This is a genomic window from Vibrio agarilyticus, from assembly GCF_012641465.1.
Taxonomy (GTDB): Bacteria; Pseudomonadota; Gammaproteobacteria; order Enterobacterales; family Vibrionaceae; genus Vibrio; species Vibrio agarilyticus.
Genome location: NZ_JABAIK010000016.1, coordinates 1 through 21,978, shown reverse-complemented (window position 1 = coordinate 21,978; position 21,978 = coordinate 1). Strand labels below are relative to the sequence as shown.

Here is a 21,978-nt window from a genome sequence, read left to right as displayed (position 1 = left end):
ACAAAGCCACTTGACGATGCAGGTAGGCGGCAAGCGACACTCTATGATGAGGTTTGTGAGCGTAAGCCAACAACACTGCAACTTCAATTGAGACGGGTATATGCGCAGACGCAAAGTACATTCAAAACGCTTGAACAAAACCGTTGCCGCCACTCGGCGCAAACGTAAGATGATGAGCATTAAACGTAAGATCACATCGCGAAATCGTATTTTTGTTCATCTTGTTAATCACTAAAAGATTGAGCGCCTAAGGCGCTCATTTTTCTTTATCCTGACGTTTTAGCTGTCGCGATTGTTTGAGTGCTTTATGCTCTTTGCGGCGACGCTGAAAAAAGGCCTGTAACTGAGCTCGGCACTCCTCCTCCAACAAGCCGCCGTGCACCTCAGCGTAGTGGTACGCTGCCTGACTCGCAAACAAGTTCAATACCGTTCCCGCCGCGCCCGCTTTAAGATCGGGCGCACCATACACAATGCGTTTTACGCGGCTGTGTAGCAAGGCGCCAGCACACATTGGGCACGGCTCCAACGTAACATAAAGTGTGGTATCTAGGAGGCGATAATTTTGTTCGTGCTGCCCAGCCGCTCTTAACGTTTCAATCTCGGCATGCGCGGTGGCATCGTGCGCACCAATCGAGCGATTCCAGCCCTCGGCAATGATTGCCCCCTCTTTGACTAGCACCGCGCCCACAGGCACTTCACCAGCGCGTTCTGCTTGCTCTGCCAGCTCAATAGCTCGACGCATAAACTGGGTATCTTGTTCGCTAAATGGCAACATGTCTGACTCACAAAAGTAAAAAAACCCGCCGAATTGGCGGGTTTATCCTTTCAACTCGGCGACTGAATCATACCTCAAGCCTACCGAGCTGTCTGTGTCACTTCGCAGTTTACATTGCGTAAGTGTATGGCGCTTGGATACCCAGAGGAATACCAATCATCCAGTACGCAACAAGGAACAATGACCAACCGATCAACATTGCAATCGAGAATGGCATCATCATTGACGCTAGAGTACCGATACCCGTGCTCTTAACGTAGCGTTGACAGTAAACCACAACCAATGGGAAGAAGACCATTAGTGGAGAAATGATGTTTGATACCGAGTCACCCACGCGGTACGCCGCTTGAGATAGCTCTGGCGAAATGCCCACTGCCATCAACATAGGCACTAGGATAGGACCAATTAGAGCCCACTTCGCCGACGATGAACCGATCAGCAGGTTAACCGATGCGGTTAGCAAAATCATACCAATGATGGTTGCTTCACCTGGCAGATCCAGTGCTTTAAGGCCTTCTGCACCGTAAAGTGCCAGCAATGTACCAATGTTTGATTGACCAAATGCCGCAAGGAATTGCGCGCAGAAGAACGACATAACAATGTATGCGCCCATGGTCGACATAGTGGCAGACATCGCTTTGATGATGTCATTGCTCGTTTTAAAGGTTCCTGAAACTTTACCGTATACATAACCTGGAATGATAAATAGGATAAAGATCAGTGGCACAATTGACTTCATCAATGGCGCAGAGAAGGCGGTAATTTCACCTTGAGGAGAACGTAGCGCTGATGACTCAGGCCATACGGCTGCGATAAGTAGCGCAATACCCGCCATCATTGACCAGCCAGCTGCGCGGAACGCTTTTGACTCAAGTTCGGTAAATGAACCAAGATCAGGCGCTTTTTCAGCGTCTTCATCAACTGGTGTTTTCGCCAAACGCGGCTCAATCACTTTCTCAGTCACATACCAACCGATTAGGATGATAATGATTGACGAGAAACCGGTGAAGAAGATATTGGCAAGTGGGTTAACCACATAAGCTGGGTCAAGGATCTGCGCAGATGTCTGAGTAAAGCCAGCCAATAGCGGATCGATACCAGAAGGGATAAAGTTTGCAGAGAAACCGCCCGACACACCTGCAAATGCCGCCGCAATACCCGCAAGTGGGTGACGACCTGCCGCGTGGAAGATAATACCACCCAGTGGGATCACGAGAACGTAACCAGCATCTGCCGCAGTGTGCGACACAATCGCCACCAAAATCAGCATAGGGGTAAGCAACTTAGCTGGCGTCACGTTAAGCATTTTCTTAAGTGCTGTGGTGATAAAACCAGACGAGTCGGCCACGCCCACACCTAGCATTGCAACCAGTACAATACCGAGTGGTGCAAATCCAGTAAAGGTGGTCACCATGCTCGCTAAAAAGCTAGCAAGTGCTTCACCGGTCAACAAGTTGCTGACTTGTAGTGCTTCGCCCGTACGAGGATTGATAAGATCAAACGTGACGTTTGATAAAAGGGCAGACGAAACCCAAGTTAAAATTAGAGCCCAAAAGAACAAGATCGCTGGATCTGGAATTTTGTTGCCTACACGCTCAATGGCGTTAAGAAAGCGATCCATCCCGCTCGGCTTAGAGGACGACGCTTTGTCGATTGATTGGTTACTCATAGGTAACTCCATTAATTGATGTTGTTGCCTTAGGTCTCACCCTTTTGCCAACCCGCCTTCCCTTGTAATGCATTCATCTTTGACGCTGATTTTGCGATCAGTATCAAAGCGCGAAGACAATAATAGAGAAAGGAGTCAATAAAATGGGCTTTTTTATCTATTTTTTAGCGACCTATTTTTCACGTTTCATTCTATTCAAAGCGCAATCAAAAAGCACATGATTCTATTGTTTTTTCAATGCCTAGTGACTTATTTTGCAAAAACACCAAACCACCGCAACACCCATTAAACAATTGAAGCACAAAAAAACCAACGTTAAAGAAACATCTTTATAAAATTCGGCCAATTTTCGTTAGTTACTGATAAATCTGATGATATTTTACTCACCCCAAATCGTACAACTTGAGTCAAAACATCATGGGTATCGATAGGCAGTGACATCGAGCGTCAATCAGGTCATTACGCACAGCTCGTTTAATCAAATTCACTATACTGGCTGATGATTGTAGTAAGAGAGAGGTGATGTGAGGGTTCTGAGCAGTCGAGGCAGAAACGGTCAGGCCAGCTTACGCTGATCACGATTTTTTTCGCCTCATTTTGCGCGCTCTCCTCCAAAGGGGAAGTACCAACATCCAATTCGGTCACGCGCCAATCGATTTGAAACATTCCGTGAGTCTGTTGCCCTGTCGTAATATCGTCATAAGCTATGGGAGCATAGGTACCACCACTGGCCCCGCGAGTGCGAAACGCTTCTAGCTGCGCCTCAGCCATCGCCAAGGCGGTGATACTTTGCTGAGCAAAATTGCTTTGCTGCTCAACAAACACGTGAAGTTTCGTCAACCCAAGTAAACCCACACTCAGCAGCACCAATGAGAGCAGTACCTCAACCAAACCGACGCCACGCATGTGCGACTTAGTAAGACGCGTACCTCGATAAGGCGCATCGCTGGAATCGAATTTATCCATCCCACAATGATTACTCTGAGTTTTGGTCATTCCATGATCCTTTTACCCATATCGCTGTTGTTGGCGTTGGATGGAGTTTATACGTCTCTTCGTATTTAATTATTTTTGCTCCGATGATTTTTACGCTGCCCGCGGGCGCATCATAATAACTGCCGCCTTTGGCGTAGAACGAGCCGGTTTCAATAAAGACGCTATCAGATTCAACGTGAATCGGAATTTCACCGCCGGGATTCATCGCACTCCAGTGATTGGCCAGCTTAGTTTCATCAAATTGCTTGGTTGCCGCATCGTAAAAGTCCGCTTTATGAAAAAACTGCAAGAAGGATCCGGCAAATATCATAGGAGAATACGTCGCCATTAATCCATCTTGCAGCACTAAAGAGCGTGGTTTATCAGGAAACTGGATGTCCACAGGCCCATTGATATAACAATCTCCTGTCATCCAAACTTTGTCGTGTGTGGCAAAAGCGATCGCCAATTGACTCGAACAGTCATCCGTATCACTTAAATTAATCGCGTGATAATCGGCCTTTAACGCCGCAATCGAACTGTCGCTTTTTCTCACGCCAAAGTAGTTGTAAAACGTATCGACATTCGGTTGATACTTGTAGTCATCTTGAAATGGTGAACTATCGCTCGGCACTCCTTCCAATAACGCCTTATCAGTTACCGCACTGGTGCTCTCGCATGTGATCGCATCGGGTGTCGTCAACAAGGTGTCTGTACTCACAGTGGGAGTAAAAGAGACCCGGCGAGCGAACCTCAGCGCGGTGCAGTCATACTCTCCTTTGGCATTACTGAGCGTGCTATGCGCGGGAGTAATGTCAAAATCGCCACGAAAATCAATATTGGCACTGCTTTGAATCGCGCCAAGAAACGGTGAGTTATCCTTAATTAAAGTTTTGCGATGAACCGCTCCCCACCCATCACTGCGCGCCGCTGCTCGAATCTCGAAACTGTCGTTTGGCGCGTTATGACGGGTACTGGCTTGTGCGGTGATTTCGCCCATTCCCAAAATTTGACGGCACTCTTTATCAAAGTAGGCCGCTGAATTGGCGTCTGTCAGTTGGCTGTAATCCTGTTCAACCACGACTTTGGCAAACGCACACTCCAGACCACCTTCAGCAAGCCAGTGCTGTTGCCGCGTTTCAAGCTCATTATGCGCGCGCTTAATTTGATACAAGGTTGTGCGCTGCGCAACCAGCGCCCCAACCAGCGAAACAATCAACATAAGCGCGGTAAGCAATAACAGCGCCGCGCCGCACACTTTCCTCTGGCAAGCAAAGCGTTTGTTCATTGCCAGTTCCTCAACAAAAATGTGCGTTCAATACGATAGTGATTACTGACATCAGCGTTCGAATGGCCTTCTAATGCCAAAGTCAATCGCTGAGTATTGGCACTGGCCGAGATTACCGTTTGCGATTCAATCTGAAAATCACTAATAGTCATAACGTTCTCATCAAATAGTCGGCGGCAATAACGAATATCAGACGCTGCTGGTGGCTGGGCAGAAACACAATTTGCCGAACTTGTAGTCGATTGATGAGTGCAGTGCCATAAATTGTTGTCACGATACTCATAGCGGACGCTGTCATAGCGATAACACACGTTTTCGTTCGTATCTGTAAACTCATAGCGCATCGTCAGCGCGAGCCACTGCGCATCGGTATCAAACTCAACAAGGCGCGTTGCACCAGCTAAGGTTGCCGCCGCCAAACCACCATGCCCTGCACGCTGAACCTCTTCAACGAGGATTTGCATGTTGCCGGTGATATTTTGTTGCAGCATCAAGGTTTGAGCGTTTTTTTGGCTGTTGATAAAGCCAGACAAAAATACCGATGTCACACTACCGAGCACCACCAATGACAATGAACTTGCCACAAGGAGCTCGACCAAACTCACCCCTTGAATCGCTTTTTTATGGACATTCTTCATAGTGCCCCACTGGCTGCGACGCGCCACACAAACGAATTCTACCGGGCGGATTAGAAAGGCGCACTTCGACTGTATGACTTACGCTTGCTAATGGAGCGATGTTAAACGCCCCTCCCGTCGGCCAACCGCGTACATTATCGAAAGTGATTTTTTTTGAGCTGTAATTATGGGTAAAAGTGGTGTTAGGAAAATTCACCCCACTGACTTGCTGCAGCTCCTTTCCACTAGGGTCTTGCAAAGACAGTACCCAGCCACCATCAGACACCGTCGTCTCTTTTGTACTACTAATCGCAACAACAAGATCTTGGTTTCTCAGCGCAGCCTCAGATTTTGCATTCAATAAGAAGCCGTTCAGCTCTTCTGCAAGGCGGGTGATCTGAGCGCGCTGCTGAATATCGCGAAAGCTGGGCACAGCAAAACTGAGAAGCGCCGCAACCACAACGCAGGTTATCATCAGTTCAATTAAGCTAAAGCCGCGATTCATTTCGCATTTTCCTTTTAACTCTGAGCATTTGGCATGCTTTTAATAAGAAAAATACTATCATCGAACACACAGCTTGAAGATGCTGAAAGGAAATGCCTCGTGAGAAGTCAAAAAAAATCGTGCAAAGTAACAAGGGTTGCGCTTAGTGGAATGACCCTAATCGAATTACTGCTTGCAGTCGCTATCGTGGCAATTTTGTCGACCATCGCGTACCCAAGCTTTCAAGACTACCTGGTGCGGTCCCACCGCCATGTTGCACTCGCCGATATGTTACGTATGCAATTGGTGATTGAACAAAATTACGATGGCGCCACAGGAACATTTGATTGGAGCGCGGTTTACGACGGCAGTGATTGCTTGATTTGCGACTCGGACCCAAAACGCTTTCAATTTACTGTTGCCAAAGAAAGCGAAAGTGATGGTGCCCCCTATCGTATCAGTGCGGTGGCACAAAATGACCTTTCACAACACACAGATGCTTGCTTTTCAAGCAGCGACTCTCCCAGCAACACCATATGGATCAATGCCATCAATAAGCGTGCACCGACCGCTTGTTGGCAGTAACACCTCTTTTCGATATCCCCGTCCTACTTGAAGGTGCAGCGCTTTTCTTTGAAACATTAAGGGGCTGACTCTCACAAACCTCATCACATGGTTAGTCTATGCTCAGAGGCTTTGCTCGTTTGCCGCCTACCTGCATCGTCAAGTTGTTTGGCTATAGTTCGAAAAATATCGCGCATAAAAAAACCTCGCAATGCGAGGTTTTTATGACGTTCAACTCATTAAAGAGAAAGCGCTTAGCTGGTTAGGTCATCAAAGAACTTTTTCACACCATTGAAAAAGCCTTCAGCTTTAGGCTTGTGCTTGGTCGCAGCATCGCCACCACAAGATTCTTCAAATTCACGCAGCAACTCTTTTTGGCGGGCGCTCAAACTCACCGGCGTCTCTACCACCAGCTTGACAATCAAGTCACCAACACCACCACCACGAACGCCTTTCACGCCTTTACCACGCATACGGAACATACGACCGGTCTGTGTTTCTGCTGGCACTTTCAAGCTCACTCGGCCGTCAAGTGTTGGTACTTCCACTTCACCGCCAAGCGCTGCCATACTGAAGCTAACGGGCACTTCGCAGTACAAGTTGTTACCGTCACGCTCAAAAATGTGGTGTTCGCGAACATGCACTTGAACGTACAAATCGCCAGCAGGTGCGCCAAGCTCGCCCGCTTCACCTTCGCCCGTTAAACGAATACGGTCACCCGTGTCGACACCGGCTGGAATTTTAACATTGAGGGTTTTGGTTTTCTGCTTACGACCTTGACCATGGCACACATCACAAGGCTCTTTGATGATTTTGCCTTTACCATGACACGTTGGACAGGTCTGCTGAACCGCAAAAAAGCCCTGACGCATTTGCACTTGGCCAGAACCATGACAGGTATTACAGGTTTCAACCGCGGTGCCTTTCTTCGCGCCAGTGCCATCACAGGTATCACACTCAACCAAAGTGGTAATCTGGATCTCTTTCGAGACGCCGCGCACCGCTTCTTCAAGAGACAATTCCATGTTGTAACGTAAATCAGCACCACGTTGTGCGCGAGGTTGACCACCGCCACGACGGCCGCCACCAAAAATATCGCCAAACACATCACCAAAGATGTCGCCAAAATCAGCACCACCACCAAAACCGCCGCCGCCGAAGCCGCCGCCACCTTGTTCAAACGCCGCATGACCGTACTGATCGTACGCCGCTTTCTTTTGTGGATCGGTTAAGATTTCATACGCTTCTTTAACTTCTTTAAATTTATCCGCCGCGGTTTCATCACCCTGATTACGGTCTGGGTGGTATTTCATCGCTAGGCGCTTGTACGCCTTTTTGATGTCGCGTTCAGCGGCGTCGCGTGCGACACCTAATACTTCGTAAAGATCACGTTTTGACATGTTTCGATCACCAATGTTTACTGCAAACAACACACAAACTGCATGTGCCGTTGGGTGTTTTTATCTCGTTCTAGCTAAAAGCTCTCGCGGTATGATATCAACTCGCACTCGCAAAGTATTTAGCTAGAAAGACAACCAAATTTACAAACAAACGGGCGTAAGAGTAACCTCTGACGCCCGTTGAAATAGATATAAGATTAATTCTTCTTAGCTAGGGATTTAATTTCCAGAAAGAAATGCACAATCTACCGATGTAAATGAGCACATCTAACAGCGAAATCCGATTTCCCTAGTGAGGAAAAATTACTTCTTATCGTCTTTTACTTCTTCAAATTCCGCGTCAACAACGTCGTCGTCTTTCGAGCCAGCATCATCACCTTGAGCTTGCTGCGCTTGAGCTTGTTGTTGTGCGATTTCCATTAGCTTTTGTGATGCTGTCATCAGGGCTTGCACTTTCGCGTCGATAGCTTCTTTATCATCACCCTTACGAGCGGTTTCTAGCTCAGAGATCGCAGCTTCAATCTTCTCTTTTTCATCGGCTGGTAATGCTTCACCGGCTTCTTCAACTTGTTTGCGAGTGCCGTGAATCATTTGGTCAGCTTGGTTACGCGCAGTAGCAAGCTCTTCGAACTTTTTGTCCGCTTCTTTGTTTGCTTCTGCTTCTTGAACCATTTTTTCGATTTCTTCATCGCTCAGACCGCCAGACGCTTGAATGGTGATCTTTTGCTCTTTGCCTGTTTGCTTATCTTTTGCAGAAACATGCAAGATACCATCAGCATCAAGGTCAAAAATAACTTCGATTTGTGGCATGCCGCGTGGTGCTGGTTGAATGCCTTCTAAGTTAAATTGACCAAGCGATTTGTTGTACATAGCTTGCTTACGCTCACCTTGTAGAACATGGATCGTTACCGCATTTTGGTTATCTTCTGCAGTAGAGAAAACTTGATTCGCTTTGGTTGGAATCGTGGTGTTCTTCTCAACCAATTTGGTCATCACGCCGCCCATGGTTTCAATACCAAGAGACAATGGCGTCACGTCAAGTAGTAGAACGTCTTTCACATCACCAGCTAGTACGCCACCTTGGACTGCTGCGCCCATTGCAACGGCTTCATCTGGGTTCACATCACGACGTGGCTCTTTACCAAAGAACTCAGTAACTTTCGCTTGTACCATTGGCATACGTGTTTGACCACCAACCAAGATAACGTCAGTAATTTCGCTTACCGATAGGTCTGCGTCAGCCAGTGCAACTTTCAACGGCTCAAGTGAGCGTTGTACTAAGTCTTCAACCAGTGATTCCAACTTAGCACGAGTCACTTTCACGTTCATGTGCTTAGGACCGGTTGCGTCTGCCGTTACATACGGTAGGTTAACATCAGTTTGGGTTGTTGAAGACAGCTCAATTTTTGCTTTTTCAGCTGCTTCTTTCACACGCTGCATTGCCAGTGGATCGGTTTTAAGGTCGATACCTTGATCTTTCTTGAACTCATCAACCAAATAGTTGATCAGACGGTTATCGAAGTCTTCACCACCTAAGTGAGTGTCACCGTTAGTAGCCAAAACTTCAAACGTCTTCTCGCCTTCTACTTCATCGATTTCGATGATTGAAATATCAAATGTACCACCACCTAAGTCATACACCGCGATAGTGCGGTCACCGCCTTTCTTATCAAGGCCGTATGCCAATGCCGCAGCAGTTGGTTCGTTGATGATACGTTTTACTTCAAGACCAGCAATGCGGCCCGCGTCTTTTGTTGCCTGACGCTGCGCATCGTTAAAGTAAGCCGGTACTGTGATAACCGCGCCAGTTACTTCCTCACCAAGGAAGTCTTCAGCGGTTTTCTTCATTTTTTTCAATACTTCAGCAGAAACTTGAGGAGCGGCCATTTTTTGACCTTGCGCTTCAACCCAAGCATCACCATTGTCTGCTTTTACGATTTTGTAAGGCATGATAGAAATGTCGCGTTGCACTTCTTCATCTTCAAAACGGCGACCAATCAAACGCTTAATAGCAAATAGCGTGTTGGTAGGGTTTGTAACTGCTTGGCGTTTTGCAGGCTGACCTACTAGCGTTTCACCGTCGGTGTAGCCAATCACCGATGGGGTGGTGCGCTCACCCTCTGCGTTTTCAATAACACGTGGTTTGTCGCCATCTAGTACAGCAACACAAGAGTTCGTAGTACCTAAGTCAATACCAATGATTTTACCCATCTGGCTATCTCCGAATAAATTCTATTTTCGTCTGGTTATGCCCCCTATGTGGGGCGGCGAGAATCGGGTTTCAAGCCCTGCTCGCAAACAAAAATAATCAATGTTTGCTTCTCTATGCCCAATAGATAAGGGCGTCCAAGTGCTTTTCAAGGGCGAGCGAGAAAAAAATTACGATTTTTTCTTATTTCGCCGCCTTTTCCCTAATTTGCTGACTCTATATCCAAACAACTTGGTGTTGTGGCTAGGCGGAAAATGAACAAAACCTCTGAACATAAACGAATTATGTGATGAGGGTTGCCAAAGCCAGCACTAACCTAGTTAACAACAAGCGCCACAACTTCACGAGGGGCGGATATAGCAAGGTCAAAACAGACGCTCAATCAAAAGAGTGCGCCTTTGACAAGATTAGCGGCACAAAAAAGGGGCTTACGCCCCTTACTCAGTTTTATTGCTGATTTCTCATCAAAGAAGCAGCGATTATTTCGCAACCATTACCATCGCAGGACGAATGACGCGACCGTTCAATTCATAACCTTTTTGCATGACAAACATTACCGTATTCGGTTCGTGATCTGCGCTTTCTTGGATAGACATCGCTTGGTGGTATTCAGGGTTAAATGCTTGACCTTCAGGGTTGATTTCTTGAAGGCCAAACTTGTTCAATGTACCAACGAAGGTTTTGTGAGTTAACTCTACCCCTTCAATAATCGGTTTTAGCGTCTCATTGCTGGCATCGGCCGATTGAATGGCTCGCTCCAGATTATCAATCACTGGCAGTAACTCTTCAGCAAACTTGCTCAACGCGTATTTACGCGCTTTATCAATTTCTTGCTCAGTGCGGCGGCGCATGTTTTCCACTTCCGCTTTTGCACGTAGCACGCTGTCTTGCTGTTCTTTTACTCGCGCTTCGCTGGCCAAAAGTGCCGCTTCTAGCTGAGCAATTTTAGCCGCTTGCTCATCGAGTTCGGTCTCTTCATTCCATTCGATATCAGCATCGCTACCGACAACTTGCGCGTCTGACGCTTCTTGTTCGGCGGCTTGTTGTAGCTCTTCGTCTTTGATCTTGTTCTCTTCGTTGCTCATGATATCTCCAGAATTCAAACATTTATCCTTAAACCGATTCACGTTTTAAGGGCTTGATAGTCACAAAAATTCGCGTAAAAAGGTAACTTGCCATTATTATGGGGATGATACGTGCCGATTCAAGTCTCCAAGACACGGAAATACTATGAAAAGACCATTTAACGTGATCGCCATTATTGGTAAGCCACGGAATCAACAAGCCGTTCAAACTCATCGAGATCTCTACGAGTGGCTGATCGCCATGGAATATGAGGTGTTGATTGACGATCGCCTAGCGAACACGCTGACTGATGTGCCTAAAGCTCACTTTGCCAGTTTAGTCGACTTAGGCCAACGTGCCGACTTAGCGATTGTCGTCGGTGGTGATGGCAACATGCTGGGTGCTGCGAGAATCCTCTCGCGCTTTGATATTTCAGTGATTGGTGTCAATCGAGGCAACTTGGGCTTTTTGACTGACTTAGATCCTGACAATTTTCACCAACCGTTGCAAACGGTGCTTGATGGTCATTTTATCGCTGAAGAGCGATTTCTGCTTGAAGCGGAAATTCACCGTCATGATCAAGTCAAAAGTCGTAATGCGGCATTGAACGAAGTGGTACTTCATGCAGGGCAAGTTGCCCATATGATTGAATTTGAAGTGTACATTGACAACAGTTTTGCGTTTTCTCTGCGCGCCGATGGTCTCATTGTCGCCACACCGACAGGTTCAACTGCGTATTCACTTTCTGGTGGTGGCCCAATTTTATCACCCAGCTTAAACGCGATGTCACTCGTTCCTATGTTTCCCCATACCCTCTCAAGTCGACCTTTGGTGGTTGATGGTAAGCGGCAAATAAAATTAGTGGTGTCACCAGAAAATCGCGGCACGCAAGAAATCAGCTGCGATGGTCAAGTCTCGCTGCCTGTCACCCCTGGCGATGAGATCTTGATTTTTCAAAGCCCTAATGTGCTCAAACTGATTCACCCACAAGGCTACAGCTATTATCACGTCTTGCGAAATAAACTCGGCTGGTCAAGCAAGCTCTTCTAGGCGCGCTACTCACCAAGGCATGAAACAAACGCGATGGCGGTGATAAAGAGCCCGTCACCGCGTTATTAGCTCAACTTTGCATCTTAGCTTTTCGATAAATATCAATAGGGTGAACGTAAATCACTTCCTGTGATCATTCGCAATTTTTCTGCTTGACAGATCTTTACTGTATAAAGAAACAGTATATACTGAACTTATATACAGTATTGTTCTTTCATACAGGTAAACCCATGCTGGCTCATCTTAGCGTTAACAATTTCGCGATTGTAAAATCACTGCAACTTGAACTTTCTAAAGGCATGACGACGATTACAGGCGAAACAGGCGCGGGTAAATCGATTGCGATTGATGCGCTAGGCCTGTGTTTGGGTGGGCGCGCCGACGCCAATATGGTACGTCAAGGCGAAGAAAAAACCGAAGTGAGCGCCGCGTTTTTACTTGAGAACAACCTGCATGCAACGCGCTGGTTAGAAGACAACGATCTGCTTGATGGCAGTGATTGTATTCTACGCCGAACCATCACCAAAGACGGTCGCTCACGCGCCTTCATTAATGGCAGTCCGGTGCCACTTTCTCAGCTTAAAGCGGTTGGTCAACTGCTGATCAATATTCACGGCCAACACGCGCACCATCAGTTAATGAAGAGTGACCACCAACTGGCCATGCTTGATCAATACGCAGGCCACCATAACCTCTTAAAAAGCACCCGTAACGCTTATCAAAAATGGCGTCATGCTGATAACGCACTCAAGCAACTTAAAGAAAACAGCCAACAGAACTTAGCGCAGAAGCAACTGCTCGAATATCAAATTAAAGAGTTAAACGAGCTGGCCATTGCAGAAGATGAGTTTGGCGAGCTCGAGCTCGAGCACAAACGCCTCGCCAACAGTGGTGAATTGGCAGCAACATGCCAGCAAACTATCGAACTGCTGTACGAAGGCGACGAGGTTAACGTGTTGCAGCTGTTGCAGTCGGCCAGTCATTCATTGGAAAAACTCGTCGAAATGGATGAATCATTGCGCGAATTGCCTAATATGCTGGCCGAAGCAGTTATTCAAGTCGAAGAAGCCAATACTGAGCTGCGTGGTTACCTTGACAATATCGATGTCGATCCGGCTCGAATGGCCTTTGTTGAAGAACGTTTTTCCAAAGTCATGTCGATGGCGCGCAAGCATCATGTGTTACCCGAAGAGCTTTACCAACATCATCAAGATTTGCTCGCGCAAGTCGCCGCGCTTGACTGTTCAGATGAACGCCTTGATGAACTGGCTCAAGAAGTCACGCAACTTTTCGCCACATTTGAAACAGCAGCTGAAAAACTGCACAAATCGCGCGTACGTTATGCAAAAGAGCTGAACAAACTCATCACCGCCAGCATGCATGAGTTAAGTATGCAACACGCGCAATTTTGTATTGATGTTGATTCCAGTGCCACTCGTCCTTCCCCACTTGGCATGGATTTAGTGACGTTTTTGGTCTCGACCAACCCAGGGCAGCCACTACAACCGATTGCGAAAGTCGCCTCCGGCGGTGAGCTTTCGCGAATATCACTTGCAATTCAAGTCATTACAGCCCAGAAAGTTGACACACCCAGCCTTATCTTTGACGAAGTCGATGTCGGGATCAGCGGCCCTACTGCTGCCGTGGTGGGTAAAATGTTGCGTACGTTAGGCGAGTCAACCCAAGTGTTGTGCGTCACTCACCTTCCTCAGGTCGCCGGCTGTGGCCACCAGCAAATGTTTGTGTCAAAACATAGCGAGAAAGGACACACTGAAACCCAAATGCATTTGTTAGAAAGAGACCAACGCGTTGCAGAGCTTGCCCGTTTGCTCGGAGGCAGTGAAATCACAGCCTCAACATTGGCCAATGCCAAAGAGTTGCTGATTGCAGCCTAATGCCATAGTGGATACTTCAAACGAGAGCGATTGATAATCTTCTAACGACATAATGCAACTCAACTCAAAATTCGTGGTCTCAACTCACAATGAGCGAGGCGAACTTTTTTACTTCTGAGTCAAGCTTGTTTATTATCAGCGCACGAATTGAATAGGTTACAAAGATTAATGAAGCAATTTAGCAAGTGGTTAGTGGCTGCGCCGCTGGCGGTTACCCTGTTAACAGGCTGCTCGGTTCTTGAACGTTTGGTTTATCGTATCGATATCAACCAAGGTAACTATGTTGAGCAGCAAGATGTCGATAAGCTCAAATTTGGTATGACGAAAGATCAAGTGCGCTATGTCCTTGGCTCTCCCATGCTAATTGAAAATGGCTACCCTAATACCTGGTATTACATTTATCACCACACTGAGGGTCACAACGAATCGGTTCAGCGTAACCTTGTTGCGCGCTTTTCAGACAGTGATGGATCTCTATCAGAAATCACAGGCGATTACCCTGTGAGTGAAAGCTTCTTTGAAGCCATCAAATAACGCTCGAAACGGCGTGTTCGAGTCAAACAACACGTCTCATGCTTTCCAAATAAAAAAACGCTCTTTAACGTAACCATCCGTTAAAGAGCGTTTTTTATTAAACCATTACTCGGGTTTCGTGGCGGCTAGCTTGGCCTGTTCCGCACGTTTGCGACGGATTTCTTTTGGATCCGCCAGCAAAGGTCGATAAATCTCGATGCGATCGCGCTCTCGAACCGTTGCATCCAAACGCACGTTTCGACTAAACACACCGACCTTATTTTTGCTCAGGTCAATCTCAGGATAACACTCTAAAATACCCGATTGGCGAATGATCTCTTCCACCGTCGCATTACGATTGACTACTAACGTCACAACGCGCTGCTCCAGTGGTAAGGCATAAACCACTTCAACGTGGATCATCTCTGATTCAATACTCATAGCAGGCGTAAACCTCTTTGGCTCGCAGTGTAAAGGCGTTGACCATGTTACTGGTCAGCTCATTAAAAATCTGACCAAACGCAAATTCAATCATCTTGCTCGAAAACTCAAATTCAAGTTTCAACTCAACTTTACACGCACGCTCATCAAGTGCAGTAAAAAACCACCCGCCACGCAGCGTTTTGAAAGGCCCATCGACCAAATTCATGATGATAGCTTGACCGGGAATCAACTCATTATTGGTCGTAAATGTCTTGCTTATGCCCGCTTTGGCAACATCCACCGACGCCACCATGCCAGTCTCAGACGAATCCATCACTCGCGCTCCCGAGCAACCTGGTAGAAACTCAGGGTACTTGGCAACATCATTGACCAGATCAAACATCTGATCAGCACTGAACGATACTAACGCAGTCCGACTGACTTGCTTCATAAACACTCCCGTTTCGCACTATTGTACGGTAGAACAAGGTTATCGATTTTACTTTTATTCTCACAGAGCGCAAACAAAAGCATTTCCTAAGCGAAACTCACACCGTATAATGGCAAGATTATGGCAAAGAAAAATTCAAAACCAAAAGCGGGTAGTAATACTATCGCGCTGAATAAGAAAGCTCGCCACGAATACTTCATTGATGATGAAATTGAAGCTGGCTTGGAGCTACAAGGGTGGGAAGTGAAAGCACTCCGCCAAGGCAAAGCCAACATCGCAGAAAGCTATGTGTTTATGCGCAATGGCGAAGCCTTTATCAGCGGCATGACCATCACTCCTCTTAATCAAGCGTCCACTCATGTGGTTGCCAACCCAACACGGGTTCGCAAACTGCTTATGAGTCGTCGTGAACTCGATAACCTTCTCGGTCGCATTAACCGCGAAGGTATGACATTAGCGGCATTGTCACTTTATTGGTCTCGCTCTTGGGTGAAAATCAAGATTGGTGTTGCTAAGGGTAAGAAGTTGCACGACAAACGAACCGATCTAAAAGAAAAAGATTGGGCACGTGAAAAAGCGCGTGTGATGAAAAGTTCATTGCGCTAAACTTAACCACTTAAGCCGCAGAGTACTAGACAGCTTGGCTGTTTCTGTTACTATGCGCCAATACCTTGGGGCTGATTTAGGATTCGACAGGAATTTTGAAGTCTGAGGTGCATGCCGTGGTGCGGTTGGCCACGTAAAAAGCCGCAAAAAAATAGTCGCAAACGACGAAAACTACGCACTAGCAGCTTAATACCCTGCTCAGAGCTCTCTCGCCCTAGCTTCCGCACGTAAGACGGGGACCAACGAGGGATCAAACCCAAACGCGCTAGCCCGGATTCTCCCGCTTGAGAGATGAACGGCGAATTCTAATTCAAGCTAGCTATTCACTGGCGTGTCAGTTCGCAGGTGGTAGTGAAATTAAAGACTGACTAAGCATGTAGTACCAATGATGAATGATTTTTGGACGGGGGTTCAAATCCCCCCAGCTCCACCAAACGTTTGGAAAGGGCCAACTCGCAAGAGTTGGCCCTTTTTGTATCTCAATTTTTTGAATTTTGACTGTAAAATTCAATTTGTTCATTCACTAATCAACGGGGCCTCACCCCATCGTTCAGTAACCCTATCGCCTTGAAAACGTTATCGAAATGACGATTCGCGCCGCAAGCGCATTTCAATACGATTGCGGCGCGGGATTAACTGAAAAGTTACGCGTTTAGAGCTTGTTCGAGATCGGCCAGAATGTCGTCGATATGTTCAATTCCGACAGAGAGACGAATCATCTCAGGCGCAACGCCGGCTTGACGCTGCTCTTGCTCTGAAAGCTGACGGTGCGTCGTGGATGCAGGGTGACAGGCTAACGATTTCGCGTCACCAATATTGACTAGGCGCTTAAAGATTTTCAGCGCGTCGTAAAAACGAACGCCAGCCTCATAGCCCCCTTTCAGGCCAAAAGATAAAATACCGGAAGGTTTACCACCCATATATTTTTCCGCCAATGGGTAATAAGGCGATTGTGGCAAGCCACCGTAACTCACCCAGCTCACGGCATCATGCTCGGCCAAATAGTGAGCCACGCTCAGTGCATTTTCTGTATGACGCTCCATGCGAAGCGATAATGTTTCTAACCCTTGCATTAACAAAAATGCGTTCATTGGCGAAAGCGCAGAGCCGGTATTACGAAGTGGGACTGTGCGCGCGCGACCAATAAATGCGGCAGGGCCAAACGCTTCGGTATAAACAACGCCATGATAAGACGGTTCGGGCTGGTTTAAGACTGGAAAACGATCTTTATGATCAGCCCAAGGGAATTTGCCCGAATCAACAATAATCCCGCCTAATGTGGTGCCATGGCCACCAACGTACTTGGTCAGTGAATGCACCACAATATCAGCGCCAAACTCGATGGGTTTACACAACGCAGGCGTTGCAACAGTGTTATCCACAATCACGGGCACGCCTTGTGCGTGAGCAAGCGTTGCAACACGTTCAAGATCGATAATGTTGCCTGCTGGGTTACCAATACTTTCGCAGTAAACCGCTTTGGTTTTCTCATCAATTAGTTCTGCCAAACTCTCTGGTGCATCATCTTTAGCAAAACGCACTTCAATACCAAGGCTTGGTAACATATGAGCAAACAGGGTGTACGTACCACCATAGAGCTGCGGTGTCGAAACGATGTTGTCACCGGCTGCAGCTAGAGTCAAAATTGCGTAATGAATCGCTGAGCTACCTGCACTTACCGCAAGCCCTGCAATGCCACCTTCAAGCGCCGCCATGCGCTTTTCCAATACGTCATTGGTTGGGTTCATGATCCGCGTGTAGATATTACCTGGTACTTCAAGGTTGAATAGATCAGCACCATGTTGTGCATTATCAAACTCATACGCGACAGTCTGGTAAATTGGCGTTGCCACTGATTTGGTCGTGGGGTCCGTTTCATAGCCAAAGTGAATGGCCAGCGTTTCATCTTTCATCGTCTTTCCTTAGTTCGAATGATATACCCATACATGTTCTTAAAAATAAGCCACATAATTAGCATTGATGCAAGCCGTATTGACTTGGTGCGAATAATTTCGCCCTTTCGCGAGTCAGTACCACCTACTTCATGTACCCAAACGTTCATAACAGCTGATTCCATCTGCGAAAAGCGTTTGTGGCACGTTTATCTATAAAGGCAATCAAAATCAACCGATCGCATTAAAACCCCATGTAGAGTATAAGTTCAAAATTTAATCCACATACAGAGAGTTAAACCCACATTTGACACAAAAGGCCAAATTAAAATAAACGTCTGAAGTTAATTGATAGATTTAATCATCACATTTTGTGATTTTTTGAGTTCACGATCATATCTCAAAACAAAACCATTAACCAAAACACAACCATAAGCCACCAATCTTGTTACACTCCCGACCGGAATTATTTGTTCACAATGACAAGGAAGACGTTATGGAGTCGTTTGTAAATTTGGTTAATGGGATCATATGGAGCCCTGCCCTGATTTATCTCTGCCTTGGTGCAGGATTATTTTATTCAGTGATGACGCGCTTTGTGCAGCTGCGTCATTTTTTCGAAATGTGTCGTCTACTCTTTTCCGGCAAAAGTTCTAGTAAAGGGATCTCTTCTTTTCAAGCACTCTCTGTGTCCCTTTCTGGTCGTGTTGGCACAGGCAATATTGCTGGCGTCGCCGCCGCTATCGGCTTTGGTGGTCCGGGCGCGGTGTTTTGGATGTGGATGGTGGCTTTTTTGGGCGCTGCCACCGCGTATGCCGAATCAACGTTAGCGCAGATTTATAAGGAAGAAGACGATGGTGAATTTCGTGGTGGACCAGCCTATTACATTGAAAAAGCGTTAGGTCAAAAGTGGTACGCGTGGCTTTTTGCTATCGCCACTATTTTTGCGTGCGGCGTTTTGCTGCCCGGCGTGCAATCCAACAGCATAGGTAATGCGGTTGAAGCGGCCTTTGGCGCCGGCCCTATGATTGATACTGGCATTGGTGAATTCAGCTTTGCTAAAATTTTAACCGGCGCCATCATCGCACTAATGCTAGGTTTTATTGTTTTTGGTGGGGTTAAGCGTATTGCTCACTTCACTCAAATTGTGGTGCCATTTATGGCGCTCGCCTATGTGATTTCGGCGTTCGTGCTGATCTTGCTCAACATTGGCGAAGTGCCTCGCGTGTTTGACATGATCATCAGCGACGCCTTTACTCCAATGGCAGGATTTGGCGCAGCGATTGGTTGGGGGGTCAAACGCGGCATTTACTCCAACGAGGCCGGACAAGGCACCGGGCCGCACGCCGCAGCTGCAGCCAATGTTGACCACCCAGCTCAGCAAGGTCTGGTACAAGCCTTTTCGGTTTATATTGATACCTTGCTGGTCTGCTCTGCAACCGCGTTTATGATTCTCATCACTGGCGCCTACAATGTGCACGGCGCTGGCGAAGGTGCCTTCTTAGTCCAAAACCTCGCGGCAGATGTCAGCGCAAATGGGCCCCTGTTCACGCAGTTTGCGATTGAAAGCGCACTACCGGGTGTCGGAAAATTCTTTATCGCCATAGCGCTATTCTTTTTCGCCTTTACCACTATTTTGGCCTACTACTACATCGCAGAAACCAACGTGGCGTACATTCGCCGCACCCTAAAAGTACCAGGCCTGATGTTTGGCTTAAAACTGGTGCTGATCAGTGCCGCTTTTTATGGCACGGTAAAAACTGCGGCCTTAGCGTGGTCCATGGGGGATATTGGCGTGGGGTTAATGGCTTGGCTAAATATCGTCGGTATTGTGGTGATTTTCTTTTTGGCCAAACCATCGCTTAAAGCTCTGCACGACTATGAAGCGCAACAAAAAGCGGGAGTAACACACTACACTTTCGACCCGATAAAGCTGGGGATCAAGGGCGCTGATTTCTGGGAAGCTCGCATCGCACGTGAGCATGTCAAGGCATCAAATCCTGTTGATGAAGCGGATTTAAAACCCGCGACTCAACAGAGTTAGATCAAAAAAGGGCTAGCATCGTGCTAGCCCTTTTTATTTGCAGACGAAATTACGCAGCAAGTTCTTGCACAGCAGCCACTTGAGGCTTTTTCTTTGCGCCAATAGGCAAAACGGTGCGACCAAATTCATTGTTGATCACTTGCGCCATAGCAAAGTAGATAGCGCTCGCGCCACAGAAGATCCCTTCAAAGCCAGCAATGGTGCCGATAAGCGTGCTGCCGGTAAAATCGCGTGCAGCCAAAAGGAAGAATAGAATGGTCAAAGAGCCAAAAACCACCTGCTTTGCCACTGGGTAGCACAAAGAGCCGATAAACATAAAGCCAGTAAAAATACCCCACAGCAGCAAATACCAACCCATGAACGCGTGTGGGCTTGCCGGTAGCCCCATGTAAGGCATCACCAAAATGCCGACCAACGTGAGCCAAAACAGACCATATGAGGTAAACGCTGTGGTACCAAAAGTGTCACCACGTTTAAAACACATGATACCCACGATCACTTGGCTCAAACCACCGTAGAAAATGCCCATCGCTAAAATCATTGAATCGATTGGGAAAAAGCCTGCATTGTGAATGTTGAGCAAAATGGTGGTCATACCAAAGCCCATCAAGCCAAGTGGCGCTGGGTTTGCCAGTTTCGTTGACATGTCGCGTTTACCTTAAAATGGATTAAAAAAAATCAGTAAAATTTACGCGCGAATTTTAGTGCTATTGACTAAAAAGAGAACTACCCGTTATAGGAAACTAAGATTGTATTTATAGTGAGTGTTTTATATACCCAAACAACTTGGGGATGCAGGTAGGCGGCAAACGAGCAAAGCCTCTGAGCATAGACTAACTATGTGATGAAGTTTGTGAGAGTCAGCCAATAACGCTGCAACTTCAAGTGGACCGGGTATAACACCGTAGAGGCTTCTACGGTGTTGACCTAGCATTAGACAAGCAATTCGACAAAAAAGCCGCCACTCTATAGTGAGGCTATGTAATGAAGAACGATGTCTTTCACATATTGTTGGCAATCGTTCGCGGTTGATGGATCGTATTTGCCATTATTGGTTAAATTATTTGAAAGTACTCGTACGCCAAGGAAAGGAACACCATAAGCATGAGAAATCATTGCGGCAGATGAGGTTTCCATCTCTTCAACACTGGTACCATAATTTTCGTGCAACCATTCCATACGGTCGAGTTCATTATTCCAAAAATTACCACTGCCAATGGTTCCTTCAACGACTTTGCCACGCTTATATTTATGTTTTACCGCGTTGGCTGACGCGAGTAGAGCTTCATTACCCAAATAATAACGCACTTTCTCTGCATCTTTTGCTGATGAACCTTCGCCCGCACTCTCCTCTGACGCCATAATATCCATTGGAATCCAAGTCAATGGCTGTGAGCCTTCGCCTTTTTGCAGACGTTGAGTTTTAAAGTTATTCGCATTGAATGAACGCTTTCCAAGAACAATATCACCCACGTTTAGTTTTGGATCATGACCACCAGAAGTGCCTTGGTTAATGATCGCCCGTGGTTTATAGCGCTCAATAGCAACAGCGGTCGCCGCTGCGGTATTTTCAAGCCCTTTACTGGTCTGAGCGACAACAATTGGATAACCATTCAAATTACCCAAATAAAATTTAGCGTTCCCTGATTGCTCTACGCGCACATCTGTCAGTAAATTAGCAAAATATTGCGCCTCGATTGGCATTGGGCCTTGGATCATTATTGGTTGCTGCGCATCACTTATTGATGGCACATCGACACTTTTAACTTTTGCCCAAGAAGCAGGCGCCAAACAAAGCAGGCCAATTACAGCCATAGAAATTTTAACAATTCTCATTTTTTGATAACTTTATCACTAAATTAAAACCGCATGCTATCATGCACATTCCAGTCACGCAAACGTTTGCTTTTTATTGTAAATCTTCTTGTCTAAAAGAAGCTATGCCCAAACAACTTCAAGATATAAGTAGCTAGCAAATGAACAAAGCTGTAGTTGCCCCCACTAAAACGGACAGTTTAACTCGCCACTTTAAGAGCTCGGTACTCTCTCGGTGACATC

General features: G+C 46.7%; 20 protein-coding genes and 1 other RNA gene. 7 read left to right on the top strand and 14 right to left on the bottom strand.

The window, feature by feature from the left end; genetic code table 11:
• Window positions 1-256: 256 nt before the first annotated feature.
• The 6 genes from tadA to HGP28_RS14565 form a co-directional block, all read right to left on the bottom strand.
• Window positions 257-775: a tRNA adenosine(34) deaminase TadA gene (gene tadA / locus HGP28_RS14590; protein WP_168837212.1), complete on the bottom strand. Its 519-nt coding sequence runs from the start codon at window positions 773-775 to the stop codon at window positions 257-259.
• A 109-nt stretch (window positions 776-884) separates the two neighbouring features.
• On the bottom strand, window positions 885-2,444 hold the full coding sequence (locus HGP28_RS14585; RefSeq protein WP_168837211.1) for an AbgT family transporter: 1,560 nt from the start codon (window positions 2,442-2,444) through the stop codon (window positions 885-887).
• A 474-nt stretch (window positions 2,445-2,918) separates the two neighbouring features.
• Window positions 2,919-3,440: a type IV pilin gene (locus HGP28_RS14580; protein WP_246225748.1), complete on the bottom strand. Its 522-nt coding sequence runs from the start codon at window positions 3,438-3,440 to the stop codon at window positions 2,919-2,921.
• Window positions 3,421-4,707 (bottom strand): hypothetical protein, encoded by a 1,287-nt coding sequence (locus HGP28_RS14575; RefSeq protein ID WP_168837210.1) that lies wholly within the window; start codon window positions 4,705-4,707, stop codon window positions 3,421-3,423. The genes HGP28_RS14580 and HGP28_RS14575 overlap by 20 nt, the downstream gene beginning before the upstream one ends.
• Complete coding sequence (locus tag HGP28_RS14570; protein WP_168837209.1) at window positions 4,704-5,345, bottom strand: PilW family protein; 642 nt, start codon at window positions 5,343-5,345, stop codon at window positions 4,704-4,706. Before HGP28_RS14570 ends, HGP28_RS14575 begins: the two co-directional genes overlap by 4 nt.
• The gene (locus tag HGP28_RS14565; protein WP_168837281.1) at window positions 5,329-5,829 is read right to left on the bottom strand and encodes a GspH/FimT family pseudopilin; all 501 of its coding nucleotides are present in this window, start codon (window positions 5,827-5,829) and stop codon (window positions 5,329-5,331) included. Before HGP28_RS14565 ends, HGP28_RS14570 begins: the two co-directional genes overlap by 17 nt.
• A 150-nt stretch (window positions 5,830-5,979) precedes the next feature.
• Between HGP28_RS14565 and HGP28_RS14560 the strand changes: the two genes are divergently transcribed.
• On the top strand, window positions 5,980-6,393 hold the full coding sequence (locus tag HGP28_RS14560) for a type IV pilin protein (RefSeq protein WP_168837280.1): 414 nt from the start codon (window positions 5,980-5,982) through the stop codon (window positions 6,391-6,393).
• Between the two features lie 233 nt (window positions 6,394-6,626).
• Here HGP28_RS14560 and dnaJ read toward each other — a convergent pair whose 3' ends face one another.
• From dnaJ to grpE, 3 genes are all read right to left on the bottom strand, one after another.
• Complete coding sequence (gene dnaJ / locus HGP28_RS14555; RefSeq protein ID WP_168837208.1) at window positions 6,627-7,772, bottom strand: molecular chaperone DnaJ; 1,146 nt, start codon at window positions 7,770-7,772, stop codon at window positions 6,627-6,629.
• A 303-nt stretch (window positions 7,773-8,075) separates the two neighbouring features.
• Window positions 8,076-9,983 (bottom strand): molecular chaperone DnaK, encoded by a 1,908-nt coding sequence (gene dnaK / locus HGP28_RS14550; RefSeq protein ID WP_168837207.1) that lies wholly within the window; start codon window positions 9,981-9,983, stop codon window positions 8,076-8,078.
• A 477-nt stretch (window positions 9,984-10,460) separates the two neighbouring features.
• Window positions 10,461-11,066, bottom strand: coding sequence for a nucleotide exchange factor GrpE (gene grpE / locus HGP28_RS14545; protein WP_168837206.1), 606 nt, complete (start codon window positions 11,064-11,066; stop codon window positions 10,461-10,463).
• A gap of 145 nt (window positions 11,067-11,211) precedes the next feature.
• Between grpE and nadK the strand changes: the two genes are divergently transcribed.
• The 3 genes from nadK (at window position 11,212) to bamE (ending at window position 14,525) form a co-directional block, all read left to right on the top strand.
• A complete protein-coding gene (nadK, locus tag HGP28_RS14540; protein WP_168837205.1) occupies window positions 11,212-12,096 on the top strand; it encodes an NAD(+) kinase in 885 nt (294 codons plus the stop codon).
• A 230-nt stretch (window positions 12,097-12,326) separates the two neighbouring features.
• Complete coding sequence (recN, locus tag HGP28_RS14535) at window positions 12,327-13,991, top strand: DNA repair protein RecN (protein ID WP_168837204.1); 1,665 nt, start codon at window positions 12,327-12,329, stop codon at window positions 13,989-13,991.
• A 168-nt stretch (window positions 13,992-14,159) separates the two neighbouring features.
• Window positions 14,160-14,525: an outer membrane protein assembly factor BamE gene (gene bamE / locus HGP28_RS14530; RefSeq protein WP_168837203.1), complete on the top strand. Its 366-nt coding sequence runs from the start codon at window positions 14,160-14,162 to the stop codon at window positions 14,523-14,525.
• Window positions 14,526-14,630: 105 nt separating this feature from the next.
• Here the strand turns inward: bamE and HGP28_RS14525 are convergent, their stop codons facing one another.
• Both HGP28_RS14525 and HGP28_RS14520 read right to left on the bottom strand, forming a co-directional pair.
• Complete coding sequence (locus HGP28_RS14525; RefSeq protein WP_168837202.1) at window positions 14,631-14,945, bottom strand: RnfH family protein; 315 nt, start codon at window positions 14,943-14,945, stop codon at window positions 14,631-14,633.
• Window positions 14,935-15,378: an SRPBCC family protein gene (locus HGP28_RS14520; RefSeq protein ID WP_168837201.1), complete on the bottom strand. Its 444-nt coding sequence runs from the start codon at window positions 15,376-15,378 to the stop codon at window positions 14,935-14,937. Before HGP28_RS14520 ends, HGP28_RS14525 begins: the two co-directional genes overlap by 11 nt.
• Window positions 15,379-15,498: 120 nt before the next feature.
• Here HGP28_RS14520 and smpB point away from each other — a divergent pair, with 120 nt between their 5' ends.
• Both smpB and ssrA read left to right on the top strand, forming a co-directional pair.
• Window positions 15,499-15,984, top strand: a complete 486-nt coding sequence (gene smpB / locus HGP28_RS14515) for an SsrA-binding protein SmpB (RefSeq protein ID WP_168837200.1) — start codon at window positions 15,499-15,501, stop codon at window positions 15,982-15,984.
• A 67-nt stretch (window positions 15,985-16,051) separates the two neighbouring features.
• Window positions 16,052-16,417, top strand: a transfer-messenger RNA (tmRNA) gene (gene ssrA, locus HGP28_RS14510).
• A 211-nt stretch (window positions 16,418-16,628) separates the two neighbouring features.
• On the opposite strand, the gene HGP28_RS14505 is transcribed toward ssrA, so the two are convergent.
• Window positions 16,629-17,897 carry an O-acetylhomoserine aminocarboxypropyltransferase/cysteine synthase family protein gene (locus HGP28_RS14505; protein WP_168837199.1) on the bottom strand — a complete coding sequence of 423 codons (1,269 nt, stop codon included), beginning with the start codon at window positions 17,895-17,897 and terminating at the stop codon, window positions 16,629-16,631.
• A 475-nt stretch (window positions 17,898-18,372) separates the two neighbouring features.
• On the opposite strand from HGP28_RS14505, the gene HGP28_RS14500 reads away from it, so the two are divergent.
• Window positions 18,373-19,920: an alanine/glycine:cation symporter family protein gene (locus HGP28_RS14500; protein WP_168837198.1), complete on the top strand. Its 1,548-nt coding sequence runs from the start codon at window positions 18,373-18,375 to the stop codon at window positions 19,918-19,920.
• Between the two features lie 49 nt (window positions 19,921-19,969).
• On the opposite strand, the gene HGP28_RS14495 is transcribed toward HGP28_RS14500, so the two are convergent.
• Window positions 19,970-20,566 (bottom strand): acetate uptake transporter, encoded by a 597-nt coding sequence (locus tag HGP28_RS14495; protein WP_168837197.1) that lies wholly within the window; start codon window positions 20,564-20,566, stop codon window positions 19,970-19,972.
• Between the two features lie 320 nt (window positions 20,567-20,886).
• A complete protein-coding gene (locus HGP28_RS14490) occupies window positions 20,887-21,756 on the bottom strand; it encodes a 5'-methylthioadenosine/S-adenosylhomocysteine nucleosidase (RefSeq protein ID WP_168837196.1) in 870 nt (289 codons plus the stop codon).
• Window positions 21,757-21,978: the final 222 nt, after the last annotated feature.

Excerpts from the sequence above, each read along its gene's own strand:
- nadK (WP_168837205.1), top strand. The coding sequence starts at position 11,212 with ATGAAAAGACCATTTAACGTGATCGCCATTATTGGTAAGCCACGGAAT.
- HGP28_RS14490 (WP_168837196.1), bottom strand. The coding sequence starts at position 21,756 with ATGAGAATTGTTAAAATTTCTATGGCTGTAATTGGCCTGCTTTGTTTG.
- smpB (WP_168837200.1), top strand. The coding sequence starts at position 15,499 with ATGGCAAAGAAAAATTCAAAACCAAAAGCGGGTAGTAATACTATCGCG.
- grpE (WP_168837206.1), bottom strand. The coding sequence starts at position 11,066 with ATGAGCAACGAAGAGAACAAGATCAAAGACGAAGAGCTACAACAAGCC.
- HGP28_RS14585 (WP_168837211.1), bottom strand. The coding sequence starts at position 2,444 with ATGAGTAACCAATCAATCGACAAAGCGTCGTCCTCTAAGCCGAGCGGG.
- HGP28_RS14575 (WP_168837210.1), bottom strand. The coding sequence starts at position 4,707 with ATGAACAAACGCTTTGCTTGCCAGAGGAAAGTGTGCGGCGCGGCGCTG.
- HGP28_RS14525 (WP_168837202.1), bottom strand. The coding sequence starts at position 14,945 with ATGAGTATTGAATCAGAGATGATCCACGTTGAAGTGGTTTATGCCTTA.
- dnaK (WP_168837207.1), bottom strand. The coding sequence starts at position 9,983 with ATGGGTAAAATCATTGGTATTGACTTAGGTACTACGAACTCTTGTGTT.
- HGP28_RS14500 (WP_168837198.1), top strand. The coding sequence starts at position 18,373 with ATGGAGTCGTTTGTAAATTTGGTTAATGGGATCATATGGAGCCCTGCC.
- HGP28_RS14565 (WP_168837281.1), bottom strand. The coding sequence starts at position 5,829 with ATGAATCGCGGCTTTAGCTTAATTGAACTGATGATAACCTGCGTTGTG.
- recN (WP_168837204.1), top strand. The coding sequence starts at position 12,327 with ATGCTGGCTCATCTTAGCGTTAACAATTTCGCGATTGTAAAATCACTG.
- HGP28_RS14495 (WP_168837197.1), bottom strand. The coding sequence starts at position 20,566 with ATGTCAACGAAACTGGCAAACCCAGCGCCACTTGGCTTGATGGGCTTT.
- HGP28_RS14570 (WP_168837209.1), bottom strand. The coding sequence starts at position 5,345 with ATGAAGAATGTCCATAAAAAAGCGATTCAAGGGGTGAGTTTGGTCGAG.
- HGP28_RS14560 (WP_168837280.1), top strand. The coding sequence starts at position 5,980 with ATGACCCTAATCGAATTACTGCTTGCAGTCGCTATCGTGGCAATTTTG.
- HGP28_RS14520 (WP_168837201.1), bottom strand. The coding sequence starts at position 15,378 with ATGAAGCAAGTCAGTCGGACTGCGTTAGTATCGTTCAGTGCTGATCAG.
- HGP28_RS14505 (WP_168837199.1), bottom strand. The coding sequence starts at position 17,897 with ATGAAAGATGAAACGCTGGCCATTCACTTTGGCTATGAAACGGACCCC.
- bamE (WP_168837203.1), top strand. The coding sequence starts at position 14,160 with ATGAAGCAATTTAGCAAGTGGTTAGTGGCTGCGCCGCTGGCGGTTACC.
- dnaJ (WP_168837208.1), bottom strand. The coding sequence starts at position 7,772 with ATGTCAAAACGTGATCTTTACGAAGTATTAGGTGTCGCACGCGACGCC.
- HGP28_RS14580 (WP_246225748.1), bottom strand. The coding sequence starts at position 3,440 with ATGACCAAAACTCAGAGTAATCATTGTGGGATGGATAAATTCGATTCC.
- tadA (WP_168837212.1), bottom strand. The coding sequence starts at position 775 with ATGTTGCCATTTAGCGAACAAGATACCCAGTTTATGCGTCGAGCTATT.